Here is a 14,547-nt window from a genome sequence, read left to right on the forward strand (position 1 = left end):
TTATACAGATGCTTCCGGTAACAAAGTAGCATTAGCAAACAGATCCAACTATTACTCTAAGCCGGTAATGATGTTGAACTGGGACTGGACGATGAATGAGAAATCTAAATTAAGTACCGTTCTGTATATGTCAAACGGTAGAGGTGGCGGAACTGCCGATATTGGTAAAATCAATGGAAAGAATGGAATAAACGCCACATTCCCGAACAGTACAAACCAAATTTATAGAGACGAGCAGGGATATTATAATTTCGACCAAATTTTCAAAGAAAATGCTGCGGTTAATATAAACACCGGTAGCCCTCAAAATACTCTTATCAGAAGATCAAGCATCAATTCTCATAACTGGTACGGAATTTTAGCCAATTTCCAGCACAAAATCAATGATAACTGGAATTTCTCAGTTGGAACAGATGACAGATATTATTATGGATACCACTATCAGATAGCTTCGGACCTTTATGGAGCAAGCGGATTTAAAGATGCAAATAACAAAAATATACCTGCAAAAATCATAACGCAAACGTATGATTATAAAAAACTCACATGGAATCCTTTCGGAGGAAGCCAGGTTCCGATGGAAAACAGACTGGGATACAGCAATGACGGTGAGGTTCTTTGGTACAGCGGATTTGGACAAATTGAGTATTCTAATGACAAACTATCGGCATTCTTACAGGGATCTGTTTCTAATCAAGCATATCAGAGAATTGACAATTTCATTATAGATGGGAGTGTACAACGTAATCAGACTGTAAATACAAAAACCGGATTCAAAAATTTACTTGGTTACAATATTAAAGGGGGAGTAAATTATAATATCGATAAAAACAATAACGTTTTTGGTAATATAGGTTATTATAGCAAGCAACCTTTCATGAATACTGTCTATCCAAGTAATCAGCAAATTGTAAATCCTCAATTAACTAATGAGAAAATTTTCTCTGCTGAAATCGGCTATGGATATAGATCTGCAAAACTTAATGCAAATGTGAATATCTATAGAACAGAATGGAGAGATAGAGCATTAAGGAGAGGCATCCAAGTTCCAGATGTAACGGATGCTTATGCCGAGATGAACGGTATTACAGAAATTCACCAGGGAGTAGAAGTTGACGCAACATATAAAGCCACTAATTTCCTGGAGCTTAATGGAATGTTCTCTTGGGGAGACTACTACTACAATGGAAATGCCACAGGAACGACATTTGATGGAAACAATCAACCGTTAACTATTGCAGGAAACTCAAACGTTACCACACTTTATATTGACAAAGTAAAAGTAGGCGGATCAAGCAGTAACAGTATTCCTCAAATGACAGCTTCATTGGGAGCAACTATTAAACCCGTTAAAGATTTAAGCATTTATGGAGTTTGGAGATATGTTGGTAAACTTTATTCTTCTATTGATATTGCAACATTCTCAAATATTGCAAATCAAGAAAGAGGAACATTGAAGTTACCCAACTACAACCTGACGGATATAGGAATATCATATAAAATAAGATTAAAGGACGGTTCTCAATACTTTACAGTTGGAGCGAACATTTATAACTTATTTGATACAACTTATATTCAGGATGGTGCTACCAATACATTTGCAAGCGATGTTCCAAAATATTTAGCTGACGGCAAAACTTTAAATACTCAAAACCAAACTTATGAGCAGTTAGGTTATATGTATAAAGGTATTTCTAATGCAAACCGTGTATATTTTGGATTCGGAAGAACTTGGGCAGCAACATTATCATTCAACTTCTAATTATCACAATATTAGATTTTCTCAATATCAATCCCGGCTTTGAGCCGGGATTTTTGTTATCTTTGTGTACAAAAAAATAGGATTATGGATTTTTACAACATTTTGCTTCATGCTCACAAAGGATTTGGATACCTAGAGCTTCTTTTGGTGGCATTATTTATCATTGCACTTTTAGCAACCATGTTCGGTTTCAGTGGAAAAGTGAATAAATTTTTGAAAAAGACGACTCTTTTTACAATGATTTTCTTCCACGTTCAGTTTTTGATAGGGATCATTATGCTGATCACTACTTTTACAAGAGGTTTAAATATGGGAGAAGTAATGAAAAATGCAGCCTTAAGATTCCAGTATGTTGAACATCCATTTTCAATGCTTATTGCAGCCGTATTAATGACAATCGTTAACAAGAAAGTAAAATCCAACGATACTATTTCTTTAGGAGTTGTTATTATGGGATTAATTGCAGTAGGTTTATTTGCATTTGCATTCCCTTGGATGAGAGTCTTCGGGGCTTAAAAGATCAAAGAAATTATATGCGTTATAATTTATAAATAGTTTAATCTTAAATTTTTAATTAAATCAATGAAAGTAGCTGTAGTAGGTTCAACAGGAATGGTTGGACAAGTTATGCTTAAAGTTTTGGAGGAGAGAAACTTCCCTGTAACAGAATTAATTCCGGTAGCATCCGAAAAATCTGTAGGCAAGAAGGTGAAGTATAAACAGAAGGAATTTACGATTGTAAGCATGAAGGACGCTATAGCTGCCAAACCGGATATTGCAATCTTCTCTGCCGGAGGTTCTACTTCTCTTGAATTTGCTCCATTATTTGCAGAAGCGGGAGTAACCGTAATCGACAATTCTTCAGCATGGAGAATGGATCCTGATAAAAAATTAGTGGTTCCTGAAATCAATGCTGATGTTTTAACGAAAGAGGATAAAATCATTGCAAATCCGAACTGTTCTACCATTCAGTTGGTCATGGTTTTAGGACCTCTGAACAAAAAATATGATTTAAAAAGAGTAATTGTTTCTACGTATCAGTCTGTAACAGGAACAGGTAAAGCAGCAGTTGATCAGCTCAATGGAGAAATCAGTGGTGATGATTCTACTGCCAAAGTATATCCTTATCAGATCTTCAAAAATGCATTGCCTCATTGTGATGTATTTGCTGAAGATGATTATACGAAAGAAGAAATAAAACTGATGAAAGAGCCTAAGAAAATTCTGGGCGACGATACATTCAATTTAACGGCAACTGCCGTAAGAGTTCCTGTTCAGGGAGGTCACTCTGAAAGTGTAAATATTGAATTCGAAAATGAATTTGAGCTGGATGAAGTAAGAAAAATCTTAGCTGAAACTCCGGGAGTTGTAGTAATGGATGACGTGAAAAACAACCACTACCCGATGCCCCTCTACTCGGAAGGAAAAGATGAAGTATTCGTCGGAAGAATAAGACGGGATCTCTCGCAGCCGAAAACGCTTAACCTCTGGATTGTGGCAGATAACCTAAGGAAAGGAGCGGCAACCAACGCAGTACAGATCGCAGAATACCTTGTAGCAAATAACTTAGTATAAACTAACAAAATAAAAAAGAGTCTCAGAATTGAGATTCTTTTTTTTATCAAACTCATTATGAATACCCAGAAAAACACACATCAAGAAAAAATAGGATTCCAGAAGCTCATCGCTACCTTTGGAGTCATCCTTTTTATCGGAAAAATCATTGCCTGGAAGCTTACCAATTCCGATGCTGTATTTTCCGATGCCATGGAAAGTATCGTGAATGTGATCAGTGCATTTATGGGGCTTTATTCACTTCACCTCGCTGCCAAACCAAAGGATGAAGACCATCCGTATGGCCATGGAAAAGTAGAGTTTGTCACTTCCGGAATTGAAGGTGCCCTGATTGCGATTGCGGGAATTATGATTATTTATGAAGGAATTCACAGTTTGATTGTCGGGAAAACATTAAGTAAAATTGATCTGGGAATATGGATCATTGCAGCTACAGCAGTCATCAATTATCTTCTTGGATATATCTCCATAAAGAAAGGCGAAAAAGAAAACTCTCTGGTCCTTATTTCGTCCGGAAAGCACCTGCAGTCTGACACGATTACAACACTTGGAGTTGTAGCCAGCTTAGTCATTGTTTATTTTACAAAAATTTACTGGCTGGACTCTGTGGTCGCATTAATTTTCGGAGTTTATATTATCATTGTGGGTTATAAAATTGTCCGTAAATCTCTAAGCGGGATAATGGATGAGCAGGACCCTGAAATTTTACATCAGATTATTAAAATCCTTGAAGAAAACAGAAGAACGGAGTGGATTGATGTACACAATATGAAAATCCAGCAATTCGGAGCCAATCTTCATATTGATGCTCATATCACTCTTCCCTGGTACTATAGCCTTCGCGATGCCCACAATGAAATGGAAAAAGTAATTCTGCTTTTAGCCAAAAACATTAAAAGAAATATTGAGTTTAACTTTCATATGGACGACTGCAAGCCCATCTCATGTTGCGTATGCCAGATTCAAAACTGCCCTGTCCGGGAAAAAGATTTTATCAAACGGGTAGAATGGACTGCCGAGAATGTAACCCGTGTAGATAAACATACTGCTGAATAACAAGAGAGCAAAAAAACAATATTAATCTCTCATATATTGCCCGCCCTATCCGTCATCTGCTTTCTATAATAAAACATAGGGACAACCAGCAGTAGAATTAAAGGCTGGATAACGAATCTTCTCGTATAAAAAGACAAAAGGTACCCAATTTCAAACCGGTCATGAATACAGTATAAATAAGCGGGAAATGTAATAGCAAAAACAATACTGATCAAAACCGCACCCTGAACCGTCCATTCTCTGTTTTTAAAGAGCCCCTGAATAATCAGGCACGAAAACAAAAGATTTAAAAGGAATCTGAACAGATGCCCAAGGATCAGTTTCCCCCATTCAAATGCCGGAAATTCAATATTTTTATTTGCTTCATGGAAGTACTTCAGGAAAGGATCATAGAAGATTTTATCCTCAAATACTCTTACTCCTATGAGCCCGCAAAGCCCGGCTATAATTAAAACCCAGTTAAGATTTTTCATTTTTTAATGCAAAGAATTTAATCCAGATCAGCCAAAGGAGGACCACACTTCCATAGATTACTGCCGGAAAAATAAAATCATGAAACATTATCCCATACTCCTTATGCTCTGCCATCACGAGATTCAGCCCTACTATTCTAAGAAGATTCATGATATAAAGTGTGACCAGCCCTACCCCAACAAAGATAAATGTTTGGACTCCTTTATAAAAAGCAAAAACAAAAGACACAAATAAAATGGCAACAGAAATGGCATTACAGCCTTCCACCATTCTGGTGGTATACTGCTCCTTTACATAGAACCAAACCTGTTCATTTTTTGCATCATCATAAAGCTCTGTGGGATAATGAAGACCATTTTGAATCAGACATACCTGCCGGGCAATAAGTCTTGAAAAAGAATCCAGACCGGTATCTTTACTATGATTCAGATAAAACTGGTAGGCGAAAAGCAACACCAGATAGATGATGATGAATCGCAGTAAAATTCCTAAAACCGGCTTAAAATCCTTTAACATAATACTACAAAGATAAAAATTAGACGGTAATAACCTGAGTTCTAATCTAAAAAGTTAATTTTTAAGATAAATCCTGAAAAAATCCTCTCTGCTATTTCTGTAAAAACAAAAATGTAATTCAGCCTTTTCATGCAATCTCAGGCCCTGATTTCCGTTATCTTTTCCCTCTGTAATTCCCTTATTTCCAACTCGTGTTAAATTAGTATATTTGTTTTCATATTATGACTTCTGAACACGCAAAGCGATTTTTTGAGAACCATTGTGATCAAAAATCTACCGAATTTGTCACATTAGCCCAAAGTGGTTCTGCGAGGGTAAATTTTCTGGCGGCTACCGAGACCGGAAAATACATCATCACGTACAATGAGAATATCCCGGAAAATGAAAGTTTTCTTTATTATTCTGATATTTTCTCTGAACTCAATCTTAACACACCTCATATTTTAGCGGTTTCAGAAGACAGAAAAATATATGTACAGGAGTTTTTGGGGGCTCACACGCTTTCGGAAGTCATTGCTAAAGAACACCTCTCACCCCATGTACAGCTTTTGGTGAGACAAACTCTGGAAAAACTATTCAGACTTCAGACACGTACTGAGGGTAAAATTGATTTTACAAAAACCTTTGAATATGAAAGTTATGATGAACTGCCGGTCATTCATGACCTTTATTATTTTAAAAATTTTGTGGCAGATGTACTGGAACTGGAATACAATAAATCAACCCTTCTGAAAGAATTTAAACAGATTGCCGTTCTTATTGAAAGTCTGGGACCTCAGGGAATTATGATCCGTGATTTTCAGGCAAGGAACATTATGGTAAATGAGAAGAATGAAGTTTCATTTATTGATTATCAGTCTGCCATGAAAGGTCCGCTGATGTATGATGTTATCTCGTTTCTCTTTCAGGCCAAAGCCGATTTTCCTGAAGATTTTAAAAATGAAATGCTAGCCTATTATATCCAGCAGTTTGAAAATCCGACCGTAAGAATTCAGCTACAAAATTCAATACAACCCATTCAGATGATGCGGTTTCTACAGGTTTTGGGAGCTTATGGATTCAGGGGACTTATCCAGAGAAAACAACATTTTATGGCCAGTCTGACAATCGGAATCAGAAATATCAGTCAGTTTGCTGTTTCATGGGAGCAAATGAACAATTATCCTGAACTCAGCAAGGTCATTCACCAATTAATTTCTGAAAAGACACAATCTAAAATTGAAGAAATTTTACACTAAAAAGACTTATAATGTCAGAAAGCCCTTAAAGTCTTTCATCAATGAATATTTGAGAGAAACTCGCGACTCAATTTTGATTTATCAAAATCTTACCTTAAAAACTTAAAATACCTTACTGGTTTAAAAATAAAAAAAATGCTACACATCGACATCCACAGTTTTTCATATAAAAAAGGAGGAATTCCTAAAGATCATTCCGGAAACGGCGGCGGCTTCGCTTTCGACTGCAGAGGAATCCTGAATCCGGGAAGAATTGAAGAATATAAAAGCCAGACCGGAAATGACATCGGCGTTCAGGAATATCTTGAAACAAAGACTGAAATGCCTAAATTCTTAGAACTGGTAAAATCAATTATTTCTATTAATATTGATGATTATCTGGCAAGAGGATTTGACCATCTGCAGATTAATTTCGGATGTACAGGAGGACAACACAGATCTGTATATTCCGCGATAAAAATTGCAGAATTTATTAAAGAAAAATACCCTGAAGGTACCAAAGTGGCCATTCATCATGACGAACAGCCACAACTAAACATTAGCAATAGCTAATGAACCGTCAGTAATATTTTATATCCCCTACATTACTTATAATTATGAAGGCTCTCATTTTTGCAGCAGGAAAAGGAACAAGACTTAAACCCTTTACTGACCGTCATCCAAAAGCTCTGGCAAAAGTAAATGACATTCCTCTTCTGGAAAGAAATATTAATTATCTGAAAAGCTTTGGAATCAAAGATTTTGTAATTAACGTTCATCATTTCGGAGATCAGATTGTTGATTTTTTAAAGAAAAATCACAATTTCGGATGTACCATTGAAATCTCTGATGAAACCAACGAACTACTGGAAACCGGCGGCGGCTTGGTTTTTGCTAGAAAATTCCTTGATCATGGAGAAGACTTTTTAATCATGAATGCTGATATTTTAACAGACATAAACATCAATGCTTTGGTAGAATATCATAAAAAGATAAAAGATTTTGCTACTTTAGCAGTTTCGGATCGTGAAAGTTCGAGAAAACTCCTTTTCAATGATGAGATGGTTTTAAGAGGTTGGATGAATGTGCAGACCGGAGAACAGCGACTGGCTGAATTCAATAAGGGATTCAAAGCTTTTGCTTTCAGCGGTGTTCACTGCATCAACCCTGTCATCTTTGAAAAAATAAAAAGAACAGGCAAATTTTCTGTTATGGAAGAATATCTGGACCTGATGCAAACCGAGCATATCCATGGCTTTTTGCATGACAGTATTCTTATAGATGTCGGAAGACCGGAATCTGTAACAGAAGCCGAAAAATATTTTAAATAATTTTGCAAATGGAAATTGATGGAATTAGAGATGAAAGTTTGGTAAATCCGGAGCTTGACATTAATGAAACAAAACTACATAACAGTTTCAGACAAAAAACCTGGGACGAAACCATCACCAAAGACAGCTGGATGGTATTCAAAATCATGGCTGAATTTGTAGATGGCTATGAAAAACTGGCTAAAATCGGACCATGCGTTTCTATTTTTGGTTCTGCACGACTGAAACCGGAAAACCCATATTATCAAATGGCAGTGGAAATTGCCGAAAAAATCACCAAATTAGGTTTCGGAATTATTACCGGAGGAGGTCCGGGAATTATGGAAGCAGGAAATAAAGGAGCTTTTAACGCAAAAGGAAAGTCCATCGGACTCAATATTGATCTTCCTTTTGAACAGCACTTCAACCCTTATATCAATAAATCTTATTCCATGAATTTCGATTACTTCTTTGTAAGAAAAGTAATGTTTGTAAAATATTCTCAGGGATTCGTAGTCATGCCCGGAGGATTTGGAACACTGGATGAGCTTACTGAAGCAATGACCCTGATTCAGACGAATAAAATCGGAAAATTTCCGATTGTTTTGGTAGGTACCGAATTTTGGAGCGGATTACTGGACTGGTTCAAGGCAACTTTGTTAAAAGACGGAATGATTGCCGAAAATGATCTCGATCTTTATCGTGTGGTAGATACTGCTGATGAGGCAGTAGCACATATTAAAGCTTTTTATGATAAATTTTCTGTGAATGTAAATTTTTAATTGGCATATTATTTGTGACCTATAACTAGCAAGTATGATTGTAAATCTATTAATCAAGATGAAAAAACTTTTATATATATCAGGAATTTTAACATTTTTTGTGTTAATGAGTTTTATGTATGCAGACTTTTTCTCTTCAATGACCAAAGTGGATTATATTGATGGAAGCAAGACATTGAAGTTTACCACAAAAATGAATACAAGCCATATCTCTGATGCGATTAAAATCAACCCTAATACGGCAGGATTTGAAGCTGAAGTAAAAAAATATGTGAACAATAATTTTGATGTATTTGTCAATGGTGCTCCCAAAACAATAACTTTCACCGGAAGCCAGGTCAGCGGAGAAACTGTATGGGTGTATTTCGAAACCGGAGGGGTTTCGGATATCAATACCTTGAAGATAAAAAATACAATCCTTTTAAGTGCTTTTCCTAAACAGATCAATCTGGTCAATATTGCTTATAAAGGCAGCCAGAAAACAATGAATTTCCAGAGAGGAAAAGAAGTGAATGAGGTTTCTTTTTAAAAAAAATTAGATTTAACCATTATAAATGGGTACCCTGAAAGTTCAGCTTTCAGGGTATTTTTTTGCCCACTCATAAAATCACAGCAAAGAGACAAATCCGTAAAAACACTTATTCAAAATCAGCATTTATACGCTACCACAGCCGTTTTTAATCTTATAATTTTGTCCTGTAATTACAACGCTGAAGCCGAAATCACGTAAAAAACGGGGCGAAATCTGAAAAGCCAAACGAGTAGGAAGCAATCATTAAAAAACAAAATCATATGGACACCCACACAGAACAACTAAGTGCCACCAATCAGCTTATCGACGTTATGATCGTTATTGATACAGATTATGTAATAGACTATATAAAAAACTCACCTTATACTCCAAGTACTGATATCAATACCCCTGTACCTTTAGACCACCTTAATAAGTATATGATCGTTCCCAGTACCAATGCTATAAGCGGTCAGGCAACGGGAGACTTACATTTCAGAGCTAAAAACGGAGACATCATACGCTTTAGAGGAACATCACTTTATCAGAATTCCGATGCTGCCGTTATAGTCCATAATGTTACCCTCCTGAAAGCGCCGGATGTATTTGGCGGGAATCCGCTATACTGTATGTCTGTGGACAGGAAACAGGCTGTAGCGGCGGATAATACAACCCAGCATGGGGTTCCTCCTTTATCGAAAAGCATTACTTTTTCAAGTCTGGATGTAGAGGTAAAAGATACCGGAACAGGCAGCTATTATATTCATTTTGCTCTATATACTCTATCTTCAGGAGACAAACAAACCTTATACAGCTACTGCTGTTGGGATCCAACAATTACCGTTGTATAAAAACGTCTCTGCCACATAATAAAAATAATCCGCCTCATGTGAGGCGGATTATTGTTTATATCTTATAATAACAAAAGCGTATTACTCGATCTTGATATTGTCAATCTGAAGATCATAATTTCCTCCACTACCTGTTTTAATCGCAAACATGTCTTTTCCTGCGGCAAGGTTAAGATCTCCTAAACCTACCAGGTTAATCTCGATCAGTTTCCATTGTCCGTTGGTATTGATAGATCCGGTATAAGAGTTCGCATTCCCTGAATCCGCATCTAAGATCGCTCCTGTACTGAATGTTCCAAGGTTGAAGGTATAGAAAGCAGGCGTACTTCCTGTCGTCTTATATACATTAAAAGAAAGTGATTTTCCTGTTGCAGTACCTTTGATATACATAGTAATTCTCTTAGGCGCAGCAGGTAATCCCGAAGCTGCCGCGGATGTAAATACATAATCATTTCCACTAGGGGTTCCTTTAATCTGAAGAGAGTTTGTACCTCCGTATCCTAAACCGATACCTTGTGTGGCGTAAGGTTTCAGTCCGAAGCTGTTTACACTTGACAAGAAAGTAGCCCAGTTTTCGAAATCAGAACCGTTAAATAAGTTAACCGCTGAAGCAGACGGGTTGTCAGGTGCTCCCGGTGTAAATCTTGCAGCTGTAAAATTAATATCGGCAAGGTATCTGATGTAAGCCTGCTCAGTAAATGTTGTTGCAGTAGGGTTACTTGGACTCGTGTAACGGCTTAAAAGAAGAACGATATCACCGCTTTTTGCATAGTTAGGAGAAATCGGAGTCTTAGCAAATGTTGCATAGTTACTGAAACGAAGATCTAATCTTGCCGCTTTTTTGTCAGTAATATAACGGTCTCCTGTTCCTGAATCATCAGCAAAGTTTTTAGTAAGCTCTGCATCTTCAAACTGAACATTTTTAATTTTTACAAGCTGGTTGATGTGAGCTCCGTTTTTAAGAGCATCCGCGATAGAGTTAAACTCCAATGGTTTCATTACCGCTACAACCGGCTTCTGCCCGTCACACACTCTTGCAAAATAATTAGATAATTTATTAGGGTTAATTCTTCCTACAGAGTAGCTAGGATCGTAAGAACCTACTTTGATATTCCCGTTAGAAGCCTGAACAATAAGTCCTTTTAAGTTAATTCTAACCAAAGCTCCCGTTGGATAATCCAGATACTGGTTTCCTCCGTCGATATCCACTTCAATACCAATAGTCGGGTTCTCGGGTTTATCCTGAAGCGTCATCATTTTATAGATGTTTCCTGATTCATCGTTTGAAGAGACATAAGCTTCAACGATATAATCGTCCTTAATGATATCAGCATCTGTAGGTTTTGGTTTTGCAATTGCAGTAAGATCTGCCAGTTGGTGATTTGCAGCTGCAAACCTATTGGTGCATTTAATTTCCGGAACATCATAGTCATCTGATTTCACACAAGATGATAATGTTAACATTGAAATGGCACTAAAAATAGCCGCTTTAAAATATATGTTTTTCATTGTTTTCGATTTTTAATTTTTTATTAGAATCTGAATTGAAGATTAATGTAGTAAGATCTACCCTGGGAATACCAGTATTTAGGAGCAAATACCATATTTCCGCTATCATAATCATTTGCATAGTCAGTATAGTTCACGTTTCTGGTCTGTTCAAATCCTCCGGTGATATAATTTTTGTTATCGAGAAGATTATTTACAGAGGCAGATATCAATACATAATATTTGCCTATCATCCACGATTTACCTGCGTTGATATTAAAGAAAAATGCAGAAGGCAGTTTTGTAGGAGTAAGGACTCTTGCCAGCTCATCAGCATTTACATTATCGTAAGGTACTCCTGGTGTATTTGGATTGGTATAGAATCTATCAGTTCTTGTTACCGGAGACGGATCCAGGAATGAATGTCCGAAATAGTTCCAGCTTGCCCCTACCCACCAGTACTTAGGATTGTTGTATCTAAGACCTAAGGTATAAGCTTCCTGAGGAGTTCCTCCCTGTCTGTAGTTTTTCAGAGTAGCTTCACCCATGTTGGTATAGGATCTCGATACAATATTTCCGCTGTTGTCAAGTTCTCTGAAAGTCCCTACAGCATCAGATGCAAAATAAACGGTAGGATTGTTTGTATAAGTATATTGTCCTAAACTTAATAATCCGTTTGCAGTCAACGTAGGAGTAAGTTTTACCTGCGCACCAAGTTCAATACCCATATTTCTCTTATTGGCACCGGCAAGAACCTGTGTAATGAAAGCACCATCCTGAACAGGCGCCTGATCTCCGCTTTCCGTTAATGTTGTCAGCTTAACACCTTGTGCAAAGTATCTCTGAACACTGGTTTCGTTTTGGGTATTAACAAGATATCCCGTTAATCTAAGTTTAATAATCGGAGTAGAAACTACGTAGCTCAAATCATTAGCATCCACAACAACATTCTTGATACCCGGTGTAGTAACCCCACTCACTCTTGTATTGAAGTAGATATCGTTCAGGAATGGAGATTGTGAGAAATAAGCCCCGTTATATACTAAGAAATTTCTACCATTGATTTTATAGGTAATCTGACCTTTAACCCCAACGTTCCAGAAGTTCTTATCCTCTCCTTTTCCGTAAGATGACGGGTACAGATAATGCTGGAATAAACCTTCTCTGCTGTTGGTCGTATATCCGAATAATCCGGAAACAAAAACATCAAACTTCCCGGTTGAAAATTTAAATGCAGGGTTTACTTTTACTTCCTGTCTTCTGAAAATATAATCATACCCGATTTTATCGCCTTTTCTCTTGGCAACAGAAGCATCATCTTCTCTTACGTTGTATTTCCCCCAGACACTGCCACCATTTGTATTAAAGGCAAACGCATCCAAATTCAGTGCAAAATCAGCTCCTAATAAGTCGTTTACTTCTCTGTACTGTTCAGATTTATAGTTCTGATAAGAGACGTTTAAGATAAAACGAGAAGTATCGTTGAAGTTATAGGTATAATGTGTGGATACATTTAAGATTTTGTCATCTTTTACGTCATCAACAAGGAAATAAGCAGCTCTTCTTCCTCCGAACTGTGCCATGTAAAGATCCCCGTTTCTGTTCTGATTGTAAAGATTATCCCAGTTGATCTGTGTATGAGACTCATCGTCATTAGTCCACCAGTCTCTTGTAATTCCGATGTTAGCAGCCTGTTCAGGAGCCGGGTTTTTATAATTCAGCCAATAACTTGGTAAATTACGGTAATACGTTGGCGAAGGGTTATTCGCCTTGTACCAGTCCAGTCTTGAACTGTAATCCTTACCGAACTGATAAGAAACTGAAGTCCATAGCTGAGAATTTTTATTAATTTTCCAGAAATCCTGTAACTGAAGCATGGGCTGGAAACCTCTTTTCACTCTCTCATTTCTCTTTTCTCCGCCTTGCCAGCCCCAATAGGAGTTATAATAAATTCCTCTGTAGTTGTATACTTCCTGAGTATTCGGACTTGAAGAACTTCTTGTAAATTTCGAGCCTATAGCATTGAATGTCATACTGTGGCTGTCACTGAATTTCTTTTCAATTCCCAGATATCCGCTGTATGCATCATAGAAAGTTCCCTCCATTCTACCTTCCTGAGCCCATCTTCTTGCAAGCATTCCTGTAAATGCCCATCCGTTTTTATTCATTCCGGAAGAGAATCTGTAGGATAATCTGTTATTATAATTTCTGTTGGTAAGAGAGTATGTTAACTGACTTCCTTTTCTGTATTCGCTGGCTTTTGTATTTTTATAAAATACTCCGCTGGCTCCACCGAAAGCATATTCCGAAGGAGCGTGATTGGCAGCAATTTCCGGGTAACGAACGATTTCGTTCAAACCTCCCCAGGTACTGAAATCCACATCTCCGTTATCCGCTGCGGCCATAGAAGCACCATTCATTATATTCTCTCCGGTTCTGCTGTCGATCCCTCTTGGACGGAACCAGTATGTTCCCAATTCAAAACTTGCAGTTCTGTTGAACACATCCTGAGAAGATTGAAGCAATCCTACCGTTGCCGTTTGTTGTCCGCCGCCACTGTCACTGTCTGCAGAGTTTTCAATAATAGCCAAACCTTGGTCTGCACTTGAAAGTGTAGAGTAAAGAGTAATTACTCCCAGATCCTTCTTTTTCTCATCACTGATTACATCAAACTCAAGAAGTTTTGTTTCGAAGTTTGATTTTGTAACCATAATCTGATAGTGTCCCGGCATCAAATCAACAAATTGGAAATATCCGATTTTGTCTGCCGTTACATCATTTCCTGCTCCTTTTAAATCTACACTTGCCTGTTCTACAGGCTTCCCGTCCGCATCCTTAAGATACGCAAACACTGTGGTCTGCGCAAAATAATATGAAGCAGGCAGCAAGGTAAATAAAGAGATTAATGATAGTTTTTTAATCATGAGTATATTATATTTTTAAATACTTTTCTTGTTAATTATCAACAGTTTAAAAGTTGGGGGCACAAATTTAATCAAAATTTA

14 protein-coding genes are annotated in these 14,547 nt (G+C 37.2%); 10 read left to right on the top strand and 4 right to left on the bottom strand.

Features of this window, described 5'->3' with window-relative positions:
• The 4 genes from JO178_RS11065 to JO178_RS11080 all read left to right on the top strand — a co-directional run.
• Positions 1–1,762 (top strand): TonB-dependent receptor (locus JO178_RS11065; RefSeq protein ID WP_291935360.1); only part of this gene is annotated, 1,762 nt, incomplete at its 5' end.
• An 84-nt stretch (positions 1,763–1,846) separates the two neighbouring features.
• Entirely contained in the window at positions 1,847–2,278 is a 432-nt protein-coding gene (locus JO178_RS11070; protein WP_291935362.1) for a hypothetical protein, read from the top strand.
• Positions 2,279–2,344: 66 nt separating this feature from the next.
• Entirely contained in the window at positions 2,345–3,337 is a 993-nt protein-coding gene (locus tag JO178_RS11075; protein ID WP_291935364.1) for an aspartate-semialdehyde dehydrogenase, read from the top strand.
• Positions 3,338–3,394: 57 nt separating this feature from the next.
• Entirely contained in the window at positions 3,395–4,393 is a 999-nt protein-coding gene (locus JO178_RS11080) for a cation diffusion facilitator family transporter (protein WP_291935366.1), read from the top strand.
• 29 nt (positions 4,394–4,422) lie between these two features.
• On the opposite strand, the gene JO178_RS11085 is transcribed toward JO178_RS11080, so the two are convergent.
• Both JO178_RS11085 and xrtF read right to left on the bottom strand, forming a co-directional pair.
• Positions 4,423–4,866 (bottom strand): exosortase F system-associated protein, encoded by a 444-nt coding sequence (locus tag JO178_RS11085; RefSeq protein ID WP_291935368.1) that lies wholly within the window; start codon positions 4,864–4,866, stop codon positions 4,423–4,425.
• The gene (xrtF, locus tag JO178_RS11090; protein ID WP_291935370.1) at positions 4,853–5,383 is read right to left on the bottom strand and encodes an exosortase family protein XrtF; all 531 of its coding nucleotides are present in this window, start codon (positions 5,381–5,383) and stop codon (positions 4,853–4,855) included. Before xrtF ends, JO178_RS11085 begins: the two co-directional genes overlap by 14 nt.
• Before the next feature lie 221 nt (positions 5,384–5,604).
• Here xrtF and JO178_RS11095 point away from each other — a divergent pair, with 221 nt between their 5' ends.
• The 6 genes from JO178_RS11095 to JO178_RS11120 all read left to right on the top strand — a co-directional run bounded on the left by JO178_RS11095 (position 5,605) and on the right by JO178_RS11120 (position 10,054).
• Positions 5,605–6,621, top strand: a complete 1,017-nt coding sequence (locus JO178_RS11095; RefSeq protein WP_291935371.1) for a phosphotransferase — start codon at positions 5,605–5,607, stop codon at positions 6,619–6,621.
• 135 nt (positions 6,622–6,756) lie between these two features.
• On the top strand, positions 6,757–7,173 hold the full coding sequence (locus JO178_RS11100; RefSeq protein WP_291935373.1) for an RNase adapter RapZ: 417 nt from the start codon (positions 6,757–6,759) through the stop codon (positions 7,171–7,173).
• A 44-nt stretch (positions 7,174–7,217) separates the two neighbouring features.
• Positions 7,218–7,931, top strand: coding sequence for a nucleotidyltransferase family protein (locus tag JO178_RS11105; RefSeq protein WP_291935376.1), 714 nt, complete (start codon positions 7,218–7,220; stop codon positions 7,929–7,931).
• An 8-nt stretch (positions 7,932–7,939) separates the two neighbouring features.
• Entirely contained in the window at positions 7,940–8,692 is a 753-nt protein-coding gene (locus tag JO178_RS11110; RefSeq protein ID WP_291935378.1) for a TIGR00730 family Rossman fold protein, read from the top strand.
• A 58-nt stretch (positions 8,693–8,750) separates the two neighbouring features.
• A complete protein-coding gene (locus JO178_RS11115; RefSeq protein ID WP_291935381.1) occupies positions 8,751–9,221 on the top strand; it encodes a DUF6702 family protein in 471 nt (156 codons plus the stop codon).
• Between the two features lie 263 nt (positions 9,222–9,484).
• Positions 9,485–10,054, top strand: coding sequence for an inclusion body family protein (locus tag JO178_RS11120; RefSeq protein ID WP_291935383.1), 570 nt, complete (start codon positions 9,485–9,487; stop codon positions 10,052–10,054).
• Positions 10,055–10,135: 81 nt separating this feature from the next.
• On the opposite strand, the gene JO178_RS11125 is transcribed toward JO178_RS11120, so the two are convergent.
• On the bottom strand, positions 10,136–11,563 hold the full coding sequence (locus tag JO178_RS11125) for a DUF5689 domain-containing protein (protein WP_291935385.1): 1,428 nt from the start codon (positions 11,561–11,563) through the stop codon (positions 10,136–10,138).
• Between the two features lie 23 nt (positions 11,564–11,586).
• Positions 11,587–14,466, bottom strand: a complete 2,880-nt coding sequence (locus JO178_RS11130) for a carboxypeptidase-like regulatory domain-containing protein (protein WP_291935387.1) — start codon at positions 14,464–14,466, stop codon at positions 11,587–11,589.
• Positions 14,467–14,547: the final 81 nt, after the last annotated feature.

The sequence above is a fragment of the Chryseobacterium sp. genome (assembly GCF_019236175.1).
Taxonomy (GTDB): Bacteria; Bacteroidota; Bacteroidia; order Flavobacteriales; family Weeksellaceae; genus Chryseobacterium.

What these genes read in the sequence shown, in the direction of transcription:
- JO178_RS11085 (WP_291935368.1), bottom strand. Translation starts at nt 4,866, where the DNA reads ATGAAAAATCTTAACTGGGTTTTAATTATAGCCGGGCTTTGCGGGCTC.
- JO178_RS11110 (WP_291935378.1), top strand. Translation starts at nt 7,940, where the DNA reads ATGGAAATTGATGGAATTAGAGATGAAAGTTTGGTAAATCCGGAGCTT.
- JO178_RS11125 (WP_291935385.1), bottom strand. Translation starts at nt 11,563, where the DNA reads ATGAAAAACATATATTTTAAAGCGGCTATTTTTAGTGCCATTTCAATG.
- JO178_RS11070 (WP_291935362.1), top strand. Translation starts at nt 1,847, where the DNA reads ATGGATTTTTACAACATTTTGCTTCATGCTCACAAAGGATTTGGATAC.
- JO178_RS11130 (WP_291935387.1), bottom strand. Translation starts at nt 14,466, where the DNA reads ATGATTAAAAAACTATCATTAATCTCTTTATTTACCTTGCTGCCTGCT.
- JO178_RS11075 (WP_291935364.1), top strand. Translation starts at nt 2,345, where the DNA reads ATGAAAGTAGCTGTAGTAGGTTCAACAGGAATGGTTGGACAAGTTATG.
- JO178_RS11120 (WP_291935383.1), top strand. Translation starts at nt 9,485, where the DNA reads ATGGACACCCACACAGAACAACTAAGTGCCACCAATCAGCTTATCGAC.
- xrtF (WP_291935370.1), bottom strand. Translation starts at nt 5,383, where the DNA reads ATGTTAAAGGATTTTAAGCCGGTTTTAGGAATTTTACTGCGATTCATC.
- JO178_RS11105 (WP_291935376.1), top strand. Translation starts at nt 7,218, where the DNA reads ATGAAGGCTCTCATTTTTGCAGCAGGAAAAGGAACAAGACTTAAACCC.
- JO178_RS11115 (WP_291935381.1), top strand. Translation starts at nt 8,751, where the DNA reads ATGAAAAAACTTTTATATATATCAGGAATTTTAACATTTTTTGTGTTA.
- JO178_RS11095 (WP_291935371.1), top strand. Translation starts at nt 5,605, where the DNA reads ATGACTTCTGAACACGCAAAGCGATTTTTTGAGAACCATTGTGATCAA.
- JO178_RS11100 (WP_291935373.1), top strand. Translation starts at nt 6,757, where the DNA reads ATGCTACACATCGACATCCACAGTTTTTCATATAAAAAAGGAGGAATT.
- JO178_RS11080 (WP_291935366.1), top strand. Translation starts at nt 3,395, where the DNA reads ATGAATACCCAGAAAAACACACATCAAGAAAAAATAGGATTCCAGAAG.